This is a genomic window from Candidatus Methylomirabilota bacterium (assembly GCA_035936835.1).
Taxonomy (GTDB): Bacteria; Methylomirabilota; Methylomirabilia; order Rokubacteriales; family CSP1-6; genus AR37.
Genome location: DASYVT010000069.1, coordinates 35,802 through 56,123, shown reverse-complemented (window position 1 = coordinate 56,123; position 20,322 = coordinate 35,802). Strand labels below are relative to the sequence as shown.

The window sequence follows — 20,322 nt, the reverse complement described above, 5'->3', positions numbered from 1 at the left end:
TGAGGGGACGTTGCACGGGCACCCACCCACCCTTACCCCCGCCCTCTCCCTTCCGGGGAGAGGGGGTCGGAAGGCTGGCGCATGAAGATCGTCCGGTTCAAGGCGGCGGGCAAGACGCGCTACGGCGTCCTCGACGGCACCCACATCGTCGAGTACTCGGGCACGCCGTACGGCACCTTCAAGAAGGGGCGAAAGCGCTACCCGGTCAAGCAGGCGGTGCTGCTGGCGCCCGTGGTGCCATCCAAGATCGTGGCGGTCGGGCTCAACTACCGCGACCACGCCGAAGAGATGCGTCTCGCGGTGCCCGAGGAGCCCGTCATCTTCCTCAAGCCGCTGTCGGCGCTCTGCGGGCCGGACGACCCGATCATCTACCCGTCCCAGTCGAGTCGGGTGGACTACGAGGGCGAGCTGGCCATCGTGATCCGCAAGCGCTGCCGCCACGTCCCGGCCGAGCGGGCGCGCGAGTACGTGCTCGGCTACACCTGTCTCAACGACGTCACGGCGCGGGACCTCCAGCTGCGCGACGGCCAGCCGACGCGGGCAAAGGCCTTCGACAGCTTCTGCCCCGTCGGGCCGTGCATCGCGACCGACATCGACCCCAACGCCGTCGAGGTCGAGACGTGGGTCAACGGCGAGCGGCGCCAGGCCGGCAGCACCAAGGCCTTCATTTTCCCCGTCGAGGACGTCATCGCCCGCGTCTCGGCGGTCATGACGCTCCTGCCGGGCGACGTCATCGCCACCGGGACGCCCGCCGGCGTGGGCCCGCTCGAGCCCGGCGACCGCGTCGAGGTGCGCATCGACGGCATCGGCAGCCTCAAGAACCCCGTCATCAAGCTCTAGGAGATCGTCCCAGTGGCCGAGACACCCAAAACCTTCGAGATGGCCGAGCGGCTACGGAAGCTGCCCCCCTATCTCTTCGCAGAGATCGACAAGAAGAAGCGCGAGGCGCGCGCCCGCGGCGCGGACCTGATCGACATGGGCATCGGCGACCCCGACCTGCCGACGCCGCCGCACATCATCGAGGCGCTCAAGCGCGCCGCCGACAACGCCGCCAACCATCGCTACCCCGACTACGAAGGGCTGCTGACCTTCCGCGCGGCCGTCGCGCAGTGGTACAAGCGGCGCTTCGGCGTGACGCTCGACCCCGAGACCGAGGCGCTGACGCTGGTCGGCTCCAAGGAAGGCACGGCGCACATGCCGCTCGCCTGGGTCAATCCGGGCGACGTGGTGCTGGTGCCGGACCCCGGCTACCCGGTCTACGCGGCGGGGACGTGGTTCGCGGGCGGGGAAGTCCACTTCATGCCGCTCCTGCGGCAGAACGGCTTCATGCCCGACCTCGACGCCATCCCCGACGACGTGGCGCGCCGGGCCAAGCTCATGTACCTCAACTACCCGAACAATCCGACGGCCGCGGTGGCGAGCTCCGAGTTCTTCGCCATGGTAGTCGCGTTCGCGCGCCGCCACGGCGTCATCGTCTGCCACGACGCCATGTACACCGAGCTCCGCTTCGACGGCTACAAGCCGCCCTCCTTCCTCGAGACGCCGGGCGCCAAGGAAGTCGGCGTCGAATTCCACTCGCTGTCCAAGACCTACTCCATGACCGGCTGGCGCATCGGCTTCTGCGTCGGCAACGCGCGCTACCTTGCCGGCCTCGGCAAGATCAAGACCAACGTGGACTCGGGCGTCTTCCAGGCGGTGCAGGAAGCCGGCATCGCCGCGCTTACGGGGCCGCAGGATATTCCAGAGCAGTACCGGCGGATCTACCAGGAGCGGCGCGACGTGGTGGTCGCGGGGCTCAAGGCGCTCGGCTGGGAGGTGGACGTGCCCAAGGCGGCCTTCTTCGTCTGGGCGCCCGTGCCCAAGGGCCTCGAGTCGCGCGCCTTCGCCTCCCGCCTTCTCGACGAGGTCGGGTGCGTCGTCACCCCGGGCGTGGGCTTCGGCCCGTCCGGCGAAGGATTCTATCGGATCGCGCTGACGATCGACGCCAAGCGTCTGGCCGAGGCCATGGAGCGACTCAAGGGGGTCAAGCTCTGAGCGCCGACAAGGTCTTCCTCGAAGACGTGCGCTTCTACGGCCACCACGGCGTGACGAAAGCCCAGCAGACGGTCGGCGCGTGGTTCTCGGTGGACGCCGAGCTCCACGTCGACTTGGCCCCGGCCGCGGCCTCGGACGATCTCAGGACGACCGTGGACTACGGGCTCGTGGCGGCGCGCATCGTGGAAGAGTCGACCAAGGAGCGCGTGAATCTACTCGAGCGGCTGGCCGGGCGGCTCGCGACCATGCTGCTGGGCGAGTTCCCGTGCTCCGAGGTGCGCGTGCGCGTGCGGAAGCTGACGCCTCCCATGGAGGGGCTCCAGGGCATTCCGGGCGTGGAGCTCACCCGCCGGCGCTGAGCGCCGACACCGGCAAGGCATGGGGCACGGCATGGCCAAGGTGTTCCTCTCCGTCGGCTCCAATCTGGGCGACCGCGCCGCGCTGCTGCGCCAGGCCGTGGCGCGCCTCCGGACGCTGCCCGAGGTGCAGTTCCTCGACGCCTCGCCCGTGTACTGGACCGAGCCGTGGGAGCGTCGGCCGGGGCAGAGCGCCCGGAACCAGGAATCCTGGTTCTTCAATTGCGTCGTCTCGATCGAGACGACGCTCGAGCCACCGGCGCTCCTCGAGCAGGTCCAGGACGTGGAGCGCGTGATGGGCCGCACGCGCGGCGCCGGCAGGCCCGAGGACCAGCGCTACGAGCCGCGCACGCTCGACATCGACATCCTCCTCTACGACGACCAGGTGATCAGCGGCCCCGACCACCTGCACATCCCGCATCTCCTGATGCACGAGCGCGCGTTCGTCCTGCGGCCGCTCGCCGACCTCGCGCCCGAGCTCGAGCACCCGGTGCTCTACCAGACCATCCGCGAGCTGCTCGAGGCCCTGGCGGACGAGCGCGAGGTGCGCCCGTCCGACCTGCCGGCCCGGTGGTTCGAGTAGCCGGCCGTCGGAGCCCGCTGTGGCTGACGACGAGTTCAGGCAGCAGGCGCTCAAGCACCTCGACGCGCTCTACAACCTCGCCGTCTACCTGACCCGCAACGGGTCGGAAGCCGAGGACCTGGTGCAGGAGACGTACGCCCGGGCGCTCCGCTTCTCGCACCGATTCCAGCCGGGAACCTACATGCGCGCCTGGATGTTTCAAATCCTGAGGAACACCTTCTTGACCTTTTACCGCCTCCGCGAGCGCGAGCCCGCGATCAGCGAGGCGGGCGTGCCGGACGGCGAGGCTCCGATGTTCCACCACGCCCCGGTCGAGGACGGCGAGAGCGCGGGCGCCCACATGGATCTGGAGCGGGCGCTGGCGCTGGTGCCGGAAGAGTTCCGGACTCCGCTCCTGCTGGCCGAGGTCGAGGGGCTGTCGCTCGAGGAGGTGGCCCGCATCATGGACTGCCCGGTCGGCACGGTGAAGTCGCGGATCTTCCGGGCCAAGGACAGGTTGCGGGGGCTTCTCAAGGACTACGGCGGGCCGGACAGGGTCTGAGGACATGACGACCAACATCGACGACCACGGCGGCGAACCGGACGAGATCGCGCGGCTCCTGCGCGAGCGCCTGACACGGCACGAAGCGCCCGCGCGCCTGCGCGTGTCCGTCGTCGAGACTCTGAGCCCGCCCGAGGGCCGCCGCCGGCCGTCGCTCTGGCTGCCGCCCGCGCTCTCCGCGCTCGCCACCGCCATGGTCATGCTGCTCTGGCTGGCGCCCGCGCTGCCGCGCTCGGGCAACGACCCGCTCCAGCTGCTCTCGCGCGCCGTCATGACCGAGCACGCGCGCGCGGTGCTCTGGGGCGAGACGCGGCCGGACGCGGTGCCGGGCGCCCTGCCCCGCGTGATGGCGGAGAGCGGCGTGCTGCTCAACTGGGTCTTCACGGGCGACCAGGATCTCCAGCTCGTCAACGCTCAGCCGACCTTCCTCGAAGGGCGCCGCGCCCTCGCGCTGACCTACCAGGACCGCGACGGCCACTCGGTCAGCTACATCATCGCGCGCGGCCCCAACGTCGCGATCCCGGAGCGCGGCAGGGTCCAGATCGCGAAGTGGCGCCCGCTGGTGACCAAGGACGACGGATTCACGCTGATCGTCTGGAAGCAGTCAGGGCTCGTCTGCGTGATGGTGTCGGACCTCGTCTCCGAGGACGACCTCGGTCGCTTCAAGGAGTACTTCGTCAAAGTCCGCTCGGCGACGGAGCTGTCGCAAAGCTACTAGGCGGGGTCGGTGTGAGGTGGCCCGGGTTTGGTGGACACCGAAAAGGGGGACAGCATCTCCGAGGAAGGCGGGCCCTGACGGCCCGGGCTACCTCAACCTGACCCCCGATTCCACCTGGTCACCGACCACGGGTCCGCTCCTGGATCGCACGGAGCTGGAGAATGGTCTCGCGATCCTTGTCCCGCCCCATCGCCTGCTTCGCTTGGACGAGGGCATCAATGGGGAGAATCCGGCAGGGACCACCCGCGAGCTGGATCTCGAGGCTCTGAGCGAGAGCGCGATCGTAGTCGCCCACGCCCAGGATCTCGCCAAGGCAGTCGAGCTGCCCCCAGTCCGTCTCCAGGTACAGGTTCCGGAACTCGGTCGCGGTCTCCAGGGTGAGGCGCAGTGGCGGTCTCGCGGGTGGCTTCCGGTGAACCGGGTGGAGGTCGGCGAGCGCGGCCTGGAGGCGCATGAGGTTGTCGGGAGTGACTGGGCAGCAGACGTCGATATCCTGTGTGAGCAGCGTGACGCCATGGGCGACGGCCGCAAACCCTCCGACCACGACGAACTCGACCGCGTGGCGTATCTGCCGATCAAGGAGGGACTCAAGCCCACATTTTGGATTTGAAAGGTGAACGGACCGGGCGACAATCGCTCAACACCCGCATGAAACGCGGCTCTCGGTGGCTCCTCGCTGGTGCGGAGGGCACCACCCAACAGGTGACGCGAAACCGGGCCCGGTTCGCCTCTGGTTCAACCCCCAACTCCGCGTCGAGTTCCATGGCGCGACGGTGACCTCCGACGCCGGGCTGCTGTTGCCACGCGAGTTGGACGAGCGGCTCGGCCTGAGGGCCCTGATCGAGCGACACCTCACCGATCCCCGCACGGGACGTAACCGCCAATTCCCTCTGGCGGACCTGTTCCAATAGTCCATCTATAGCCGTCTGGCAGGGTACCAGGATACCAACGATGCTGAACGGCTGGCCGAAGATCCGACCTGTCGGATGCTGGCCTCGCGCAAGCGGAGGGAGGCGAGCATCGCGCTCACCTCGACGCTCCACTGGTTCGAGACGGAAGTCCTGAGCGGGGAGTGGAACTATCAGGGACTCGCGCGCTTCAATACGGACCTGGTGCAGCACGATGCCACCCGGCCGTGCACCCGCCGCGTGACGCTCGATATCAACAGCTCCGAGAGTTCGGTCCACGGCGCGCAAGAGCAGTCAGCCTAAAACGATCACGTCGAGTCCGCTTGCTATCACCCGCTGTTTGTGTTCAATCAGCACGGCGACTGCCTGGCCGCCACGCTCCGGCCAAGCAACGGCCACAGTGCGAACGGCTGGGAGCAGATCCTCCTCCCCGTCATAGACCGGTGCCAGGCTCCAGGGCAGGCCGTCGTCCTCCGCGCCGACGCGGCCTTTACCCTCCCCGTCGTGGACGAGGCGCTGGAGCGGCGTGGCGTATGCCGTCCGGCTCCCGGCCAATGACGTGCTGGAGCGGGCCGTCGAGGACTTGCTCATCGTCACCACCGTGTCACCACCTTGACCGGGACGAACCGCGCCGTCGGCTGCTTCCACAACCAGCGCGGGACGGTGGAGAAGTGGATCAAGGAGGGTAAAGAAGCCACTCATTGGATCTGCCTCTCCTGCCACCGCCTCCGGGCCGATGAGGTGCGGTTGCTCCTGGGGATCATCGCGTACAATCTCGGCAATCTTCTGCGGCGGCTCGTCCTGCCCCTCGCCATCCAGCGCTGGTCCCTGACGAGCCTCCAACAGCGGCTCGTCAAGACGGCGGGCGCCTGATCCGGCATGCCCGGTACCTCATACTCCAACTGGCCGAAAGCCACTTGACGCGAAGTCTGTTTGGGCAGATTCTCGGGCACATTGAACGCCTTGCGTGGCACCCGACGTGATCCGGAGCGCACGACCGGGGGCGAGGGAATGAGCGGTGAACGGCGATGTAACGGTGGTGTCCCTGAAACACACAGCGGAGTGACCAAACCCGGAAGCACTAAGTCGCACAGGCCCCAGGGTTCACCAGAAGGACTGTGATCAACCTGTCGGGAGGGCTGAATGAGCTGACCGCCGGGGACGGTCTGCCCGGTGGACGCCGCTAAGGGGGGCGGAAATCGGTCCATATCGGAAATCCCGGTTAATGCCGACTAGACCAGCGATGGTGGCGTTGACCATCCTGGTGTTCTGGGTGTTCCGTGCCCCCTTCCTCGCGCAACCACTGGTGGGTGAGGAGGGGATCTTCGCGGATCTCTACCTCAATTCTCCCCCGGGCCCCGACTACGGGCTCATGGCACGGATCAACGGCATCCCCCTGCGCGCGCCGCTGAGCCATCCGGCTCCGCTCTACGAATCCATGACCCACTTGGGAAGCCTGGCCCGAAGGTATGGCTGGACGCCCGTCCCAAGCATGTCGTCTGACATGGCGATCCGGAGTTTGAACAGCCTCTTTCAACTGGCTTTTTGGGTGACCCTGGCAGTCACCGTTCCCTGGCGGCGAGAGCGTACGCAGGGGATTGCGATCGCCGCCTATTTGGCCATGTTGATCAGTCCGCTGGCCGTAGGGGGATCTCTCTACTTGCAGGTAGACACCACGGTCGGGTGGTTGGCTTGTGGAATTCTGGCAATCGCGGTCCAGGCCGGCGGTGTTTCAGCGTGGGCGCTTTCGGGCCTTGTCCTCGGCTTCGTCGGTAAGCAGGAGTGGAGCATATGTCTGGCTCTGGCCGCGGCCATGACTCTGGGCTGGGGCCTGTTCATGGGCCAGCGGCGCTCAGCGGGTCCTCTGGGACTGGTGGTCCTGGCGGCACTGGCAGGGTCCTTCTCGAGTTGGACGTTTGACCCAGTGAACTGGAGCGAAGGGGCCGATGTCATGCTCAGCATCGCGGCTGAGCACACCGTGCTGTCCACGCCGTCGAGTCTTGGATCCTGGTTCTACAATCTCTTGCGGCTCGCTCCATTTCTGGGGGCCCTGACGTTGGGGTTGGCCACCCAGGCTTGGTTGGTTCTTCGTCGCGGGTGGCGTCGGGCTGAAATCCGTTCTGCCTTCGGCTTGTCGTTTTCGATAGCGCTGACCGCGCCGTTTTTGATGTCGACGTGGGTTCCCGAGTACCGCTACGTCGCCCCGGCTCTGGCGGCCGTGTCCGCCGGCATGGTATTTGAACTCCTGCGCACGGAAGTTTCCAGGACACTTGCGCGAAGGTTGGTCCTCATTTTGGGGGTCAGTGCGGCGCTGGGCGTGGTGTTCATGACTGTGTCCTTGCTCATGGCACGTTCCGTAACCGAAGGACCCATGGCGTCCGTCGAGGGGATGCTGGCCCGTGAGAGGTCCGAAGTTCTCGCGGCTCGGCAGACGGGCTGTGTCCCTCGCCTTTCAAGTGGCTTTGCGTATGCCTTGCTCGATCTTGACTTCGTCGGATCGGCGATAAGTGTCTCCGACGCGGAGGCCATCGCGGCCAAGGCAGGGCGCGCACTCTGCGCCGACAGAGGCTAGACAACGGCTGAGCGGTTCCCGGTGCTCGTTTACGAGAAATCGAATCAACTCTTCAGCTCACGGCCGGTTCCCCGCGACGTTGAAATGTGTCGGGTCGTCGTCCCAGTAGTCGTCCCAGTAGTAGTCCGTCTGCGCACTTCCTTGCAGAGCCGGCTTGAGCCGATCCTAGAGATTGAGGAATTGAGACTCTTCTCCTTTCCGAGTGAGTGATCTAGGCATGAGTTCACATCTTCGGGACTAATAATCCCCCACAAGATCCGACAGCGCGGCGCTCCGTGGCCTCTCTCAACGCGAGCGCGGCCGCCAGGGCCCGGCCGAGCACCCTGAGTCGTTCCGACGGCGTCCTGTGGAGACTGCTTTCCAGCAAGGACATGTCGCAGCCATAGGCGTCGGCGGCCGCCCATGCAGACCGTTCGTTGGGAGAGATGCGGGGGATGTCGCTCGCCACCGACACGATGGTATCGCGAGGCGCCGATCCCGCCAAGCCCCACCGCGCGGGGTGTGGGGTGATATATTTGCCCCGTGACGCTTGATCTCCACACCGAGCTGCGCGGCATCGTGGAAGCGCTCGACGCGGCCGGGATCGCCTACGCTCTCGTCGGAGGGCTCGCGGTGTCCATCTATGCCGTCCCGCGCGCCACTGAAGACGTGGACCTTCTGCTTGGGCGGGAGCACTTGCTGCCGGCTATCGAACGGCTGGCATCGCTGGGGTTCCGCCGTGCGGGCACGCCCATGTCGGTTGCCGGGGGACGGCTCGAGATCCAGCGGTTGATCAAGATCGATGGCTCGGACCTTGTACCTGTGGATCTCCTCATCCCGAATGACCCGGCGCTCGCCGCCCTCCTAGCCGGCCGGGAGGCCGTCGCGTGGGAGGGAGGGCGTCTCTCGATCGTGAGCCTCGCGGGTCTTCGGGCGCTCAAGCGGCTCCGAGGATCGGCGCAGGACCTGGCGGACCTGGAAGCGCTGGGGCCCGAAGCGTGACGACGACGCTGGACGCCTCAGCGGCGATTCGCAAGGTCTCGGCCCTCCGTGCGCTCTGCCTGCGGCTCCCTCACCTGCCGACTCCGGCTGAAGCGGCGCGGGTGCGGCGCTGTGAGGCGCTCGCAGTCTCGCCGGAGTCGGCGACCAGCGCCGATGTCGAGGCGCTGGCGACGGGGTGGCGGCGCTGGTGGCACCTGGGCGAGACGGAGCGGCTGCGCGCGATGGCGGCCCGTGTGCCTGCGGGCCTCATCAACACCGATCGCCGGCTGGCCCTGTATGCCTGCGCGACCGAGGCCCTGCAAGGCCGGTAGCCGCCGCCCACGGCAGGGCCATGACGGCCCAGGCGACCATCACCACCTCGGAGTCGCCGAAGTTGTATTCGGACAGCCCCGCCACGAGAAAGCCCGTCACCGCCGCCACGCTGCCCGCCACGAGCGCCCTCTCGCGCATGCGGCTCGCATCGAGCACGCGCAAGAGACCGATGGCGCGCCAGTAGAAGGCGATCCAGATCGCGAGCCACGCCGCGAGCCCCAGCACCCCACGCTCGACCAGAATCTGGAGCGGCGTGTTGTGCACGTGCCCCGTGCGCTGCTTGAAGGCCTCGGGCAGGGCGTAGCGGGAATACTCACGCTTGACGCCGCCGGGGCCCCAGCCGAGCAGCGGGCGTTCGCGCCACATGGCCGTGCCGCTCCGCCACATGTAGACGCGCTCCTTGATCCCCGCCTCGTCGGGGTCGAACATGCTGCGGAAGCGGTGGCTCAGATCGCGCGGCCCGGCGAGGAAGATCACCGGCAGGAGCACGAGGCCCGCCAGCACGGCGAGGCGGCCCCGCCGGCTCATGGGTAGGAGCGCAGCCGCGCCGGCGCCGAGCCCGATCCACGCCCCGCGCGTGTACGTCATGGCGAGACCGATCGCGGTCAAGAGCCACACGGGCGCGCTCCACGCGCGGAACCCGCCCGGCAGGACACGCGGGAGCGTGGCGAGCAGCGCGATGTTGAGCACGCCTGCCAGCGTCATGTAGATGCTGAAGAACGCGCGGGCGCGATCGCAGCGGTGGAAGAACCAGCGGGCGAGCCCGGCCGCGGGCTCCTGGGGCGGGCACGCCCCGAACTGAACGAGGCCCGCCAGCGCGGCGCCGCCGGCGGCCAAGGCAAGCCACGAGAGGAAGCGGTCGCCCTCCCGCGCGTCCTCGAGGGCGTCGGCAGTGACGTAGAGCGCGGCCATCAGCAGGAGCCCCTTGGAGGCGGCGAGGCTCGCCTCTACGTGGCCGGAGGCGAGGACCGAGAGAAGGGTGGCTCCTGTGAAGGCCAGCACGGGCCGCCAGAGCGGCCACGGCTGGCCGCGGCGAACCTCGGGATCGCGGAGGCGCCAGAGCCACAGGAGCGTCAGGCCGATGAGCGCGCCTTCCGCCAGCGTGATCGAGACGCCGAGGCCCACGACGAACGCCGCGAGGAGTCCGCGACGGAGGGCGATCACCTCAGTAGGCGTTCCGGTCGAAGAGCACGCGGACGAGCGTCAGGCCGATGATCTTGAGGTCGAGCCAGAACGACCAGCGCTCGATGTACTCGATGTCGTATTCGATGCGCTTCTCGAGCGAGGTATTGCCGCGCAGCCCGTGGACCTGCGCCCAGCCGGTCACGCCGGACTTGACCTTGTGCCGCAGCATATAGCCCGGCACCGTCCGCCTAAATCGCTCCACGAACACGGGGCGCTCGGGCCGCGGCCCCACGACGCTCATCTCCCCGCGGAAGACGTTGACGAACTGGGGCAGCTCGTCCAGGCTGAAGCGCCGGAGGAAAGCGCCGATCGGAGTCCGCCGGTCGTCGCCCGTCGCGGCCCACACGGGCCCCGTCTCGCGCTCGGCGTCCACGCGCATGGTGCGGAGCTTCATCATGCGGAAGCGCTGGCCGTCGAGCCCCATCCGCTCCTGCCCGTATAGGACGGGGCCGCGCGACGTCAGCTTGACGGCGGCGGCGAGCGCTAACAAGACGGGCGACAGGAGCGCCAGCACGGCCAGCGAGAAGGCGACGTCGAAGACGCGCTTCGCGACCCGGCTCCAGCCGTAGAGGGGCGACTCCCGCAGGTGAACGAAGGGCAGGCCTTCGAACTCCTCGACGCCGCCGCGGAGCGACGTGAAGCGGCCGAGGTCGGGCACCACGTGGATGGTCACCGGCTCGTCGCCGATGGCCTCGAGGAGCCCGCCCAGCCGGCCGTACTCCTCGTGGGCAAGCGCCAGGATGACGTGGTCCACCTCGTGGGTGTCAAGCACCGCGCGAAGGTCCGCGAAGCCGCCGAGCGACTGGACCCCCGCCGCCGCCCGCTTGTCGTCTCCCACCAGACCGAGGATCTGGATGCCCGTGTCCGGCCGCGCCCGAAGCCTCCGGACGACGCCGGCCGCCAGCTCACCCCCGCCCACCACGAGGGCGTAGCGCAGGTTGTACCCCCGCCGGCGGGCGACGCGCAGGGCCTCGCGGAAGGCGTAGCGCGCGAAGGACACGCCCGCGATCGAGAAGATCCAGAAGTACACGATGACCACGCGCGAGTAGTCGTACTCGCGGAAGAAGAACGTCATCACGCTCACGAGGACGAGGGCGCCGACGGTCGAAGCCTTCGCGATGCCGGCCACCTCCGACAGGCGTGAGCCGATGCGCCGTGGGTGGTAGAGGTCGAAGGCGCGGAAGGCGATGCCCCAGACGATCAGGATGGGCAGCAGCATGAGGAGATAGGGCTCGAGCGGCGGGATGCCGTGGCGGGACTGCGGGCCAATGACGTAGAAGCGCGCGAGGTACGCGAGGAGCCAGGAGCCGGCGACCAGCAGGAGGTCCCCCACGAGCATCACCTGCTCGAGGAGCCGGGAGTAGGCCCTCAGCACCGGGCGTGCTCCTGCCAGCGGGCCGCCAGGTAGCTCTCCATCCGCTCCAGGAAGAGCGGCCGGTCGAAGGCCTCGGCGCGACGGCGCAGGGCCTTGGGCTCGAAGCGGATCGACCCAGACTCGAAGTGCCGGATGGCGGCGGCGAGGCTCTCGGCGCTCTGGCGCTCGAAGAAGAGGCCCGTCGCGGGCTCGCTGCCGCCCGGCGGCACCACGGTCTCGAGCACGCCCCCCTGCCCCAGCGCGATCACCGGACGCCCCGCGGCCATGGCCTCGAGCGGCGTGATGCCGAAGTCCTCGAGCGTCGGGAAGATCAGCGCGCGACAGCGCGTGTACAGCTCCGCGGTCTCGGCGTCGTCACGCCACCCGAGAAACTCGACCGTGGGGCCCGCCATGGCGCGAAGCCTCGCCTCCTCCGGCCCGGTGCCGACGACGACGAGGCGCCGCCCGAGGCGGTTCGCGGTCTTGACCACGAGATCGACGCGCTTGTAGGGCGTCAGCGCGGAGACCACGAGGTAGAAGTCGCCCGGTGAGTCGTCCAGGCGGAAGCGCGCGACGTCCACCGGCGGGTAGATCACGTCGGCCTGGCGGCCGTAGGCGCGCCGAATGCGGTCGGCCACGAAGCGCGAGATGGCGACGAAATGGTGCACCCCCGCCGCCGTGCGCCGGTCCCAGCGGCGCAGTGCCGCCGCCACCGGCGGCATGAGCAGCCGGGTCGCGAGCCCCGACCGCGGGCCGAAGTACTCGTCGTAGAGATCCCAGACGTAGCGCATGGGCGTGAAGCAATAGCAGACGTGGAGCGCCCCCGGGGGCACGCGCGCGCCCTTGGCGACCGCGTGGCTCGAGGAGAGCACCAGATCATGCCCGGCGAGATCCAGCGCGCGTATCGCGGCCGGGAAGAGCGGCAGGTAGTGGCGGTAGTGGCGCCGGGCGCCGGGCATCCGCTGGATGAAGGACGTCACGATGCGCCGACTCTCGATGGCGGGCGACACGGAGCCGGGCACGTGGAGGAGAGTGAACAGGTCGGCCTCGGGGAAGAGCTCGCAGAAGACCTCGAGGCAGCGCTCGCCACCCCGCATGCCGGTGAGCCAGTCGTGGACCAGCGCGACTCGTGGACGAGCGCCCGAGGGGCGATGTCCGGGCGTCCGGCCGGTGGCCATTCCGGCTCGCGAGGCGTCCCTCAGCGGGACGCGCGGGTCCGCTGCCGCCAGTAGTCCAGGAGCTCCGTGAGCGTGCGCTCGAAGGGAATCTCCACCTTCCAGCCGGTGGCCGTGTGCATCTTGGTCGGGTCCCCCTCGAGGATCATGACGTCGGAGGGGCGCAGCCGCGCCGGGTCGGTCTTGACCGTGATCCCCTTGACCGTGGAGAGATTCAGCACGAAGTCGAGCACCTGCTGGATGGACCACGACCGCCCCGAACAGAGGTTGTAGACTTCGCCGGGCTCCCCGCGCTCGAGCAGGAGCCAGTAGCCGCGCACGATGTCGCGCACGTCGGAGTAGTCGCGGCGCGGGGTGAGATCGCCGACATAGACCACGGGCTCGCGCAGCCCGGCCTCGATCTCGGCCACCTGCCGGGCGAAGTTCGACGTGACGAAGACGTCGCCGCGCCGGGGCCCTTCGTGGTTGAAGGCCCGCGTGCGAATGATCGGCAGACCGTAGCTCTTGAAGTACTGGTAGGCCATCATGTCCTGCGTGACCTTGCTGACGGCGTACGGCGACAGCGGCCGGAGCGGATTGGTCTCCGTGATGGGCACCTCGCCCTCGAGGACCAGCCCGTACTCCTCGCTCGAGCCCACCGCCAGGAGGCGCGGCGACATCTTGAGGCCGCGGAGGGCCTCCAGCAGGTTGAGCTGGGACAGGATGTTGGTCGTCAGCGTCTCCGCCGGCGCGTGCCAGGACACGCCCACGAAGCTCTGGGCCGCCAGGTGCACGACGTAGTCGGGGACCGAGGTCTCGAGCAGGGCCCGGACCGAGGACAGGTCCCTGAGGTCGGACTCGATGAAGGTCACCTTCGAGCGCAGGTGCTCGATGTTCTCCGTCTTGCTGCGCCACCGGTTCGAGCCGAAGACCTGGGCGCCCTTGGCCAGGGCGTACTCGGCCATGTGGCTCCCGACGAACCCGGTGATGCCGGTGATCAGCACTCGCATCTGCGACGCTCCTGGAGAAGATTCACTCTTTCACGCAGTTAGATTGATTATACGCTAGGGGTCCAGACCCGGCCCCCAGCAAAACGGCGCCCCGCAGCCGGGTCACCGGCCGCCGAGGCGGCGGAGGACACGGCGCGCGCCGGGCGGGACAGCCTGGGCGAGGATCGGGCGGAGGACGAAGAGCGCGCACCAGGGCGGGTATGCCCCGCTCCGCACCGCCCGCCACCTGACGCTCGCCTCCGCCCTGAGGCGCTCGGTGTCGCGCGCCTCGGATACCCGCCCGGGGCGGAGCCGGCGGACGATCAGCGGGTCCGACAGGTTCGCCATGCGCGTCACGCGGCTCATCCGCATCCACAGGTCGTAGTCCTGGGCGACAGGGAAGGCTTCGTCGTACCCGCCCGCCTGCTCCACGGCGGCCCGTCTCATCACGACCGAGGAGTGGACGAACGGATTACGGCGGATGAGGGCGCGCCGGATCCCCGCATCGTCCGCTGGGGGACGCACGATCGCGACCTCGCGTCCGGAGGCGTCGACCTCGCGCGCTGCCGTGCCGACCAGCCCGACATCCGGATGCGCCGAGAGAAAGGTCAGCTGCCGCTCCAGGCGCTCGGGCAGCGCCAGGTCGTCGGCGTCGAGGCGCGCCACGAGGGGAGCCCGCGAGAGCCGGAGCGCGGCGTTCAGCGCCGAGGTGAGGCCGCCGCGCGCGCGCCGGATCACCTGGAGCCTGGGATCGCGGAAGGACCCGAGGATCGCTGGCGTCGCATCCGTGGAGTCGTCGTCGACCACGACCAGCTCGAGGTCGGCCGCCGTCTGGGAGAGGACGCTCTCGATGGCCTCCCGCACCTGGGGCGCCCCGTTCCAGACCCCCATCAGCACCGATACTGCCGGGTACGTCACGGCGGCGCCGGGCCGCGCCGGCGAGTTTCAATGGCCAGCACTCCCGCCATGTGGCGCAGCCCGGGGAGGCGGCCGAGACGGGACTCGAGACGAAACCGCCGCGTCGGATCCGGCACGAGCCGACTCATGTAGGGGAACCAGTACCCCGTGATGCGGGGTCGCTCGAAGCCTCCGCCTCGACACAGGACCCTAAGCTCCCCGCAGGTGAGGAAGTCGTGGGTCCCCCAGTTGATCTCGCGCGACCAGTACTCGCGCGCGCGGTAGTACTTGAGCCACTTGCGCGCAAGCCGCACGATGCGCCGAAGGTTATGGTGAGGCTCGACCATGAGGAGTCGGCCGCCCGGGCGCACCACCTGCCCCAGCGCCTCGAACACCTCTCGCCGCCGATGCATATGGTGCAGCGACTGGATCACGATCGCCGAGTCGACCGAGTGCGGCGGCAGGCGATCGGGAAGCTCGGCCGCGGACGCCTCCAGGATCTCGACATTGCCGATGCCGTGCGCCTCACACCCCTCCCGGAGCACGCGCCGCATGTCGGGCACGGGCTCGACAGCCGTCACGGCGTCGGCCCGGCGCGCGATCATGCGTGTGAAATACCCGCTGCCGGCGCCAAGCTCGAGCGCGCGGCCATAGCCTCGCCCCGGCCAGACATCCTCCACCAGCTGCTGTGCCGGGTACTCGTGGTGCTCCGCCTCGGCATACCGATGGGTCGCATCGTACGCGGTGGCGCCCTGGCCCGAATACATCCCGACGTTGGCCGCGAGGTTGATCCGGTCGAGCTGTCCCCGGAGCTCATCTGGCAGGAGCGCCAGCTTGGCCGGCTGGGGCAGCACGAGGTACAGCAGGAAACGCCAGGGGCCGCTCTTCACACTCGGAGCCGTTCCCGAAGACAGTATGGGGGCTCGCTCATCTCCTGGAGGATAACAGCGCGCCCGGGCGTCTGCTTACGCCGGCTTCTCCAGGACCACGAAGATGCGCGTGGCCACCCAGCGCGCCAGCGGGCGGAGCGCCGCCTCGCCCGCGCGGGCCAGGGCCTGGAAGAAGCCCGGCAGCGGCCTCCCGACCTTGAAGCCGAAGGTCGCCAGGTAGGGCAGGCCGACGAAAGGCTCCGCCCTCACGAGGTGAAGCGGCAGGCCGGCCCCGCGGAGCCTGGCCAGAAGCAGGTACGGGATCGCGGCGTTACCGTCGAGGGCGGCCTTGGGGTCCGAGCCGAAGGGCCGCGCCACGTCCACGCCCAGCCGGCACTCCTCGTGGTGGAAGAACCTATAGAGCACCCAGGACGGCGCCGTGATCCATGGCTCGACCATCGCGAGCCTGCCGCCCGGCTTGAGCACGCGCGCGGCCTCGGAGAGGAAGTCGAGCGGCCGCGGCAGATGATGGAGCGTGTCCACCATTACGATGGCTCCCACGCTGTCCGAGCGGAAAGGCAGGATGTCGGCGTCGCAGCGGACGTCGACGGAGAGCCCCGAGACGACGTCGGTGGCGACGAGCGATGGCGCGCGCTCCTTGAAGAAGCCTGGGCCGGAGCCGACCTCGACCACCGGGCGGCGGGCGGCCACCGCCGCCAGCAGCCGGTCGAACCACTCGCGGTACACGGAGCGGAGCTCGGGGCGCGCCTGCCACGCGGCGCGATGCCGCGCCAGGGTCGCGGCATCGCTCATGCCGCGAAGAAGAGGCGCCCCGCCGCCAGCGCGGACATACGCAGGAGCAGCCACCCGTCGGCGAAGCGGCTGATATTCGGCGCCCCGTACGTGCGCTCGCGGTAGCGCACGGGGATCTCCACGATGCGCAGGTTGAGCTTGGCGGCTCCGAAGATCAGGTCGAAGTCGCCGTACGGATCGAAGTCGCCGAAGTGGGTCCGGCCGGCCGCGAGATGGGTGTAGTCCTCGCGCCAGATGACCTTGGTGCCGCAGAGCGTGTCCTTGATGGGCTGGCCGATCAGGACGCTCAGCAGGAGGCCGAAGAAGCGGTTGCCGAGCAGGTTCAGGAAGCGCATGGCCCTGGGGTCCATGGTGTAGACGAGGCGCGAGCCCATCGCGAACTCCCCCGCTCCCGACACCATGGCCTCGTAGAACTGCGGCAGGTCCTCGGGCGCGACCGAGAGGTCGGCGTCGAGAATGATGAGCATGTCCCCCGTCGCGTGCGCGAAGCCGAGCCGCACCGCGTCGCCCTTGCCCTTGCCGCTCTGGACCATGACCTTGATGTCCAGCTCCGGATGGGCCGCCGCCACGCGCCGGCACTCCTCGAGTGTGTCGTCCTTCGAGTGCCCCTCGACGAAGATGAGCTCCGTCCGGGAGCCGAGGGCCGGGAGCCGGCGCACGGCCTGCTCGATGTTGCCCTTCTCGTTGCGGCACGGGCAGACGACCGTCACGCTTGGCGGGTCCGACGTGGCGCGCGGGATCGGCCTGGCGACCACCCAGTTGGTCCACACGAACCAGCGGACGATGGGCAGGTGCGCGAGGAAGCGGTTGGCCCAGCGGCTGATCGGCCCGAGCCGGAGCGGCAGGAGGATGTGGCCGCGCGCGCGCACCGTTTCGAAGCCGGCGAGCCGCAGCAGGTTCTCGACGTCGCCGACGGTCGTCCAGTTGAGGAGCGGGAGCGGGTACTTGAGCCGGAGGGCTTCGAGGAGATGTACCACGGGCTGCCAGACACGGCTGTACCAGTTGATGATGATGCGCGTCCCGGGGTGCGAGACGGCCCTCAGGCGCTCGAGCGCGCCCCGGATGTCGAAGAGGTAGCCGACGAGATCGGACAGGATAATGTAGTCGAACTCGCGGCCGGGCAGGTCGAGGCGTTCGGCCGCCTCGTGGCGGAACTCGAGATGGGGGTGGCGCTCCGACGCGCGGGCCACCATGGCGGCGGAGAGGTCGATGCCGACGCCTTCCGAAGGCGCGAGGGAGGCCAGGAGGTCGCCCGTGCCGCAGCCGACCTCGAGCACGCGGGCGCCGCGAGGCACGTAGAAGCGCGCCAGCGACGCGATGGACTCGTGGTAGCCGGGGTTGCGGGCGCGCCAGTATTCGACGCGCCCCGCGTAGTCGTTGAAGAAGGCTTCGAAGCCGGCGAGGTACTCGTCCAGCGCGGCCGGCGGCCGCTCGCTCCGCACCCGGCGCGCCCAGCGGATCGCGTCGCTGGCTGTCACGCTAGGAGCGGCCGCCTCCCTGGCCGAGGTACCACTCGACGGTGCGCTCGAGGCCGACCTTGAACGGCGTCCGCGCCTTGAATCCGAACGCCTCGGCGGCCCGGGAGGTGTCCAGCGCCCGCCGCGGTTGGCCGTCGGGGCGGCTGGCGTCCCAGACGAGCGGCCCCGCGTATCCCGTGATCGCCTTGATCAGCTCGGCCAGCTCGAGCGTGGAGATCTCAGAGCCGGAGCCCAGGTTGACCGGCTCGCTCGTATTGTAGCGCTCGGCGGCCAGCACGACGGCTTCCGCCGCGTCCTCAACGTAGAGGAACTCGCGCGTCGGCCGGCCCGTGCCCCAGCACGCGACCGACGGCGCCCCGGCGCGCTTGGCCTCGAGGCACTTGCGGATGAGCGCGGGGATGACGTGCGAGCTCTCGACGTCGAAGTTGTCGCGCGGCCCGTAGAGGTTGACCGGCAGCAGGTTGATCGAGTTGAAGCCGTACTCCTGACGGTAGGCGTGGGACTGGACCATCAGCATCTTCTTCGCCAGCCCGTAGGGCGCATTGGTCTCTTCCGGGTAGCCGATCCAGAGGTCCGACTCCTTGAACGGCACCGGCGTGAACTTCGGATAGGAGCAGACGGTGCCGATGGCGACGAGCTTCTCGATGCCCGCGAGCCGCCCCTGCTCCATCATCTGGGCGCCCATCATCAGGTTCTTGTAGAAGAAGTCGCCGGGATGCTTCTGATTGGCGCCGATGCCGCCCACGACGGCCGCCAGGTGGATCACGATGTCCGGGCTCGCGTCGCGGTAGGCGCGCCGCACCGCCACGGGGTCCACCAGATCGTAGTCCCGGCTCCGCGGCACGAAGATCTCCTTCGCGCCCACGGCCCGGAGGCGGTCGACCACGAAGGATCCGAAGAATCCCGCGCCGCCGGTGATCATCACGCGGCGCGCGGACCAGAACGGCGCGCGGTCGGCCACGGCGCTCAGCGCTGCGCGGTTTCCGCCAGCTTGCGCCAGCGGCGGCGGGTGTAGACGCGGTCCACGAACCACTTCGCGTACCGCGTGTCCTCGGTGCCCGTGGTGACGGCCTTGACGAGGGTCCGGATCACCCGGAGCGGGCGGAACAGGAACGACAGCAGGTAGAAGTTCCAGAACATCCACATCATGGTCCGGTACAGCCGGCGCGTGCTGATGGCGACGGCGTACGAGGGCGCCTTCTGGGTGTAGAAATCCATCGGGGAGACGAAGAAGTCGTCGTCGAGCTCGATCTTGCCCTCGCGCTGGAGCCGCGTGAAGAGCTCCGAGCCCGGGTACGGCACGAATTTCGACACGGCGACGTCGTAGACCCCGAGCCAGGCCATCTTGCAGATGAGCCGGGTCGTTTGCCTGAGCGTGTCCGGCGTGTCGTCGGGGAAGCCGATGACGATGAAGCAGGAGAGCTTGAGCCCGCGGTTGACGGCGATCCTCATGGACTCGAGCATCCGCGGGAGGTCCACCTGCTTCTTGATGACCTTGAGGATCTCGGGCGAGCCGCTCTCGGGCGCGAAGGCGAGCGCCCGGCAGCCCGAGCGGTACAGGAGGTCCGCGACCTCCGCGTCGAACACGTCGGCACGCGTGCCGCTCGGCATCTGCCAGGTGATGAACAGGTCGCGCGCGATCAACTCCTGGCAGAAGTCCACGATCCACTGCCGCTTGATGATCGAGGTCAGGTCCTGGAAGTCGAAGTTCGTCACCCGGTACTTGCGGGCGTAGAGCTCCATCTCGTCGGCGACGAGCTTGGGGTCGCGCGGAATCCAGCGCTGGGTCCACATGCCGGGATTGGAGCAGAAGGTGCACTGAAACGGGCAGCCGCGCGTCGCCAGGAGCGGCATGGAGCGCCCCATGTTGGCGCCGTTGATCTGGTGCCGCGCGATGTACTCCTCGATGGGGAACGAATCCCAGTCGGGCGGCGCGATCTTGTCCACGTCCTTCTTCCGCGCCGAGAGCCCGGTCTTGACGACCCGGTCGCCGTCCTTGAACGCGATGCCCCTGACCTGCGCCAGCGGCCGCCCCTCGCGCCTCGCGCGGAGCAGCTCGACCACGGTGTCCTCGCCCTCGCCCAGCACCACCGCGTCGAAGGGGCTGACCTTCAGCACGTTCTCGGGCACCGCGGTGCCGTGCTCGCCGCCCAGGACCATCCAGGCGTTGGGGAACTTCTCCCGCACCGCCCAGGCCATCTTGTTCACGAGCGGCCACAGCGTGGAGAACATGCAGGCGACGCCGATCACCTCGGCGTCGGGATGGATGCGGGCCGTGATCTCGTCGAAGGACAGCCCCTGGATCATGAAGTCGTCGCGGTCGGGATAGGGACGCACGACGTCGAGGGCTAGGCCGGTGCCGTCGATGACCTGGTAGGGCAGTCCCGCGTCCTTGATCGCGGCTGCGATGTAGGCAAGCCCCAGCGGCGGGTTGGGCGTGTGCATCTGCAGCCCCGAGAAGGTTTTGATACCCGGCGGATTGATCAGGGTGATCATGGCCGTGTGTCTACGGTAGCACGAATCGGGCCAACGCCCGGGTGCCTTGAGGGCGGAAGGTAAAGCCCCGAATCATGGGGCC

The 20,322-nt window shown here is 68.8% G+C and carries 21 protein-coding genes and 1 pseudogene; 11 read left to right on the top strand and 11 right to left on the bottom strand.

Annotation, left to right across the window (positions count from 1 at the left end):
• Positions 1-81: 81 nt before the first annotated feature.
• The 6 genes from VGV06_06115 to VGV06_06090 are packed head-to-tail and all read left to right on the top strand — an operon-like array spanning position 82 to position 4,232.
• Entirely contained in the window at positions 82-840 is a 759-nt protein-coding gene (locus VGV06_06115) for a fumarylacetoacetate hydrolase family protein (protein HEV2054734.1), read from the top strand.
• A gap of 39 nt (positions 841-879) precedes the next feature.
• Positions 880-2,034: an LL-diaminopimelate aminotransferase gene (locus VGV06_06110; GenBank protein HEV2054733.1), complete on the top strand. Its 1,155-nt coding sequence runs from the start codon at positions 880-882 to the stop codon at positions 2,032-2,034.
• A complete protein-coding gene (folB, locus tag VGV06_06105) occupies positions 1,956-2,393 on the top strand; it encodes a dihydroneopterin aldolase (GenBank protein HEV2054732.1) in 438 nt (145 codons plus the stop codon). The genes VGV06_06110 and folB overlap by 79 nt, the downstream gene beginning before the upstream one ends.
• 31 nt (positions 2,394-2,424) lie before the next feature.
• Positions 2,425-2,973 carry a 2-amino-4-hydroxy-6-hydroxymethyldihydropteridine diphosphokinase gene (gene folK / locus VGV06_06100; protein HEV2054731.1) on the top strand — a complete coding sequence of 183 codons (549 nt, stop codon included), beginning with the start codon at positions 2,425-2,427 and terminating at the stop codon, positions 2,971-2,973.
• 19 nt (positions 2,974-2,992) lie between these two features.
• Positions 2,993-3,514, top strand: coding sequence for a sigma-70 family RNA polymerase sigma factor (locus tag VGV06_06095; GenBank protein ID HEV2054730.1), 522 nt, complete (start codon positions 2,993-2,995; stop codon positions 3,512-3,514).
• A 4-nt stretch (positions 3,515-3,518) separates the two neighbouring features.
• Complete coding sequence (locus VGV06_06090; protein ID HEV2054729.1) at positions 3,519-4,232, top strand: hypothetical protein; 714 nt, start codon at positions 3,519-3,521, stop codon at positions 4,230-4,232.
• A gap of 118 nt (positions 4,233-4,350) precedes the next feature.
• Here VGV06_06090 and VGV06_06085 read toward each other — a convergent pair whose 3' ends face one another.
• Entirely contained in the window at positions 4,351-4,776 is a 426-nt protein-coding gene (locus VGV06_06085; GenBank protein ID HEV2054728.1) for a nucleotidyltransferase, read from the bottom strand.
• Positions 4,777-4,897: 121 nt separating this feature from the next.
• Here VGV06_06085 and VGV06_06080 point away from each other — a divergent pair.
• From VGV06_06080 to VGV06_06060, 5 genes and pseudogenes are all read left to right on the top strand, one after another.
• Positions 4,898-5,698, top strand: a pseudogene (locus VGV06_06080) (transposase).
• Positions 5,699-5,752: 54 nt separating this feature from the next.
• Positions 5,753-6,013, top strand: coding sequence for a transposase (locus VGV06_06075; protein ID HEV2054727.1), 261 nt, complete (start codon positions 5,753-5,755; stop codon positions 6,011-6,013).
• Between the two features lie 370 nt (positions 6,014-6,383).
• Positions 6,384-7,712 carry a hypothetical protein gene (locus tag VGV06_06070; GenBank protein ID HEV2054726.1) on the top strand — a complete coding sequence of 443 codons (1,329 nt, stop codon included), beginning with the start codon at positions 6,384-6,386 and terminating at the stop codon, positions 7,710-7,712.
• A gap of 522 nt (positions 7,713-8,234) precedes the next feature.
• Positions 8,235-8,693 carry a hypothetical protein gene (locus VGV06_06065; GenBank protein HEV2054725.1) on the top strand — a complete coding sequence of 153 codons (459 nt, stop codon included), beginning with the start codon at positions 8,235-8,237 and terminating at the stop codon, positions 8,691-8,693.
• The gene (locus VGV06_06060) at positions 8,690-9,004 is read left to right on the top strand and encodes a hypothetical protein (GenBank protein HEV2054724.1); all 315 of its coding nucleotides are present in this window, start codon (positions 8,690-8,692) and stop codon (positions 9,002-9,004) included. The genes VGV06_06065 and VGV06_06060 overlap by 4 nt, the downstream gene beginning before the upstream one ends.
• Here VGV06_06060 and VGV06_06055 read toward each other — a convergent pair.
• The 10 genes from VGV06_06055 to VGV06_06010 all read right to left on the bottom strand — a co-directional run bounded on the left by VGV06_06055 (position 8,943) and on the right by VGV06_06010 (position 20,240).
• Positions 8,943-10,169: an O-antigen ligase family protein gene (locus VGV06_06055; GenBank protein ID HEV2054723.1), complete on the bottom strand. Its 1,227-nt coding sequence runs from the start codon at positions 10,167-10,169 to the stop codon at positions 8,943-8,945. The two genes, VGV06_06060 and VGV06_06055, sit on opposite strands and share 62 nt — an antisense overlap.
• A 1-nt stretch (position 10,170) precedes the next feature.
• Positions 10,171-11,565: an undecaprenyl-phosphate glucose phosphotransferase gene (locus VGV06_06050; protein HEV2054722.1), complete on the bottom strand. Its 1,395-nt coding sequence runs from the start codon at positions 11,563-11,565 to the stop codon at positions 10,171-10,173.
• Complete coding sequence (locus VGV06_06045) at positions 11,559-12,722, bottom strand: glycosyltransferase (GenBank protein HEV2054721.1); 1,164 nt, start codon at positions 12,720-12,722, stop codon at positions 11,559-11,561. Before VGV06_06045 ends, VGV06_06050 begins: the two co-directional genes overlap by 7 nt.
• Before the next feature lie 20 nt (positions 12,723-12,742).
• Positions 12,743-13,708 carry a GDP-mannose 4,6-dehydratase gene (locus VGV06_06040; protein HEV2054720.1) on the bottom strand — a complete coding sequence of 322 codons (966 nt, stop codon included), beginning with the start codon at positions 13,706-13,708 and terminating at the stop codon, positions 12,743-12,745.
• Positions 13,709-13,810: 102 nt separating this feature from the next.
• Entirely contained in the window at positions 13,811-14,584 is a 774-nt protein-coding gene (locus tag VGV06_06035; GenBank protein ID HEV2054719.1) for a glycosyltransferase, read from the bottom strand.
• 17 nt (positions 14,585-14,601) lie between these two features.
• The gene (locus VGV06_06030; GenBank protein ID HEV2054718.1) at positions 14,602-15,474 is read right to left on the bottom strand and encodes a class I SAM-dependent methyltransferase; all 873 of its coding nucleotides are present in this window, start codon (positions 15,472-15,474) and stop codon (positions 14,602-14,604) included.
• 75 nt (positions 15,475-15,549) lie between these two features.
• Entirely contained in the window at positions 15,550-16,266 is a 717-nt protein-coding gene (locus VGV06_06025) for a class I SAM-dependent methyltransferase (protein HEV2054717.1), read from the bottom strand.
• A complete protein-coding gene (locus VGV06_06020; GenBank protein HEV2054716.1) occupies positions 16,263-17,744 on the bottom strand; it encodes a glycosyltransferase in 1,482 nt (493 codons plus the stop codon). The genes VGV06_06025 and VGV06_06020 overlap by 4 nt, the downstream gene beginning before the upstream one ends.
• 1 nt (position 17,745) lies before the next feature.
• Positions 17,746-18,666 carry a GDP-L-fucose synthase gene (locus tag VGV06_06015; protein ID HEV2054715.1) on the bottom strand — a complete coding sequence of 307 codons (921 nt, stop codon included), beginning with the start codon at positions 18,664-18,666 and terminating at the stop codon, positions 17,746-17,748.
• Between the two features lie 44 nt (positions 18,667-18,710).
• Positions 18,711-20,240 (bottom strand): radical SAM protein, encoded by a 1,530-nt coding sequence (locus tag VGV06_06010; protein ID HEV2054714.1) that lies wholly within the window; start codon positions 20,238-20,240, stop codon positions 18,711-18,713.
• Between the last annotated feature and the right edge of the window lie 82 nt (positions 20,241-20,322).

Coding starts and splice junctions, on each gene's coding strand:
- VGV06_06015 (HEV2054715.1), bottom strand. CDS start 18,666: ATGATCACCGGCGGCGCGGGATTCTTCGGATCCTTCGTGGTCGACCGC.
- VGV06_06110 (HEV2054733.1), top strand. CDS start 880: ATGGCCGAGCGGCTACGGAAGCTGCCCCCCTATCTCTTCGCAGAGATC.
- VGV06_06045 (HEV2054721.1), bottom strand. CDS start 12,722: ATGGCCACCGGCCGGACGCCCGGACATCGCCCCTCGGGCGCTCGTCCA.
- VGV06_06090 (HEV2054729.1), top strand. CDS start 3,519: ATGACGACCAACATCGACGACCACGGCGGCGAACCGGACGAGATCGCG.
- VGV06_06070 (HEV2054726.1), top strand. CDS start 6,384: ATGGTGGCGTTGACCATCCTGGTGTTCTGGGTGTTCCGTGCCCCCTTC.
- VGV06_06040 (HEV2054720.1), bottom strand. CDS start 13,708: ATGCGAGTGCTGATCACCGGCATCACCGGGTTCGTCGGGAGCCACATG.
- folK (HEV2054731.1), top strand. CDS start 2,425: ATGGCCAAGGTGTTCCTCTCCGTCGGCTCCAATCTGGGCGACCGCGCC.
- VGV06_06115 (HEV2054734.1), top strand. CDS start 82: ATGAAGATCGTCCGGTTCAAGGCGGCGGGCAAGACGCGCTACGGCGTC.
- VGV06_06025 (HEV2054717.1), bottom strand. CDS start 16,266: ATGAGCGATGCCGCGACCCTGGCGCGGCATCGCGCCGCGTGGCAGGCG.
- VGV06_06010 (HEV2054714.1), bottom strand. CDS start 20,240: ATGATCACCCTGATCAATCCGCCGGGTATCAAAACCTTCTCGGGGCTG.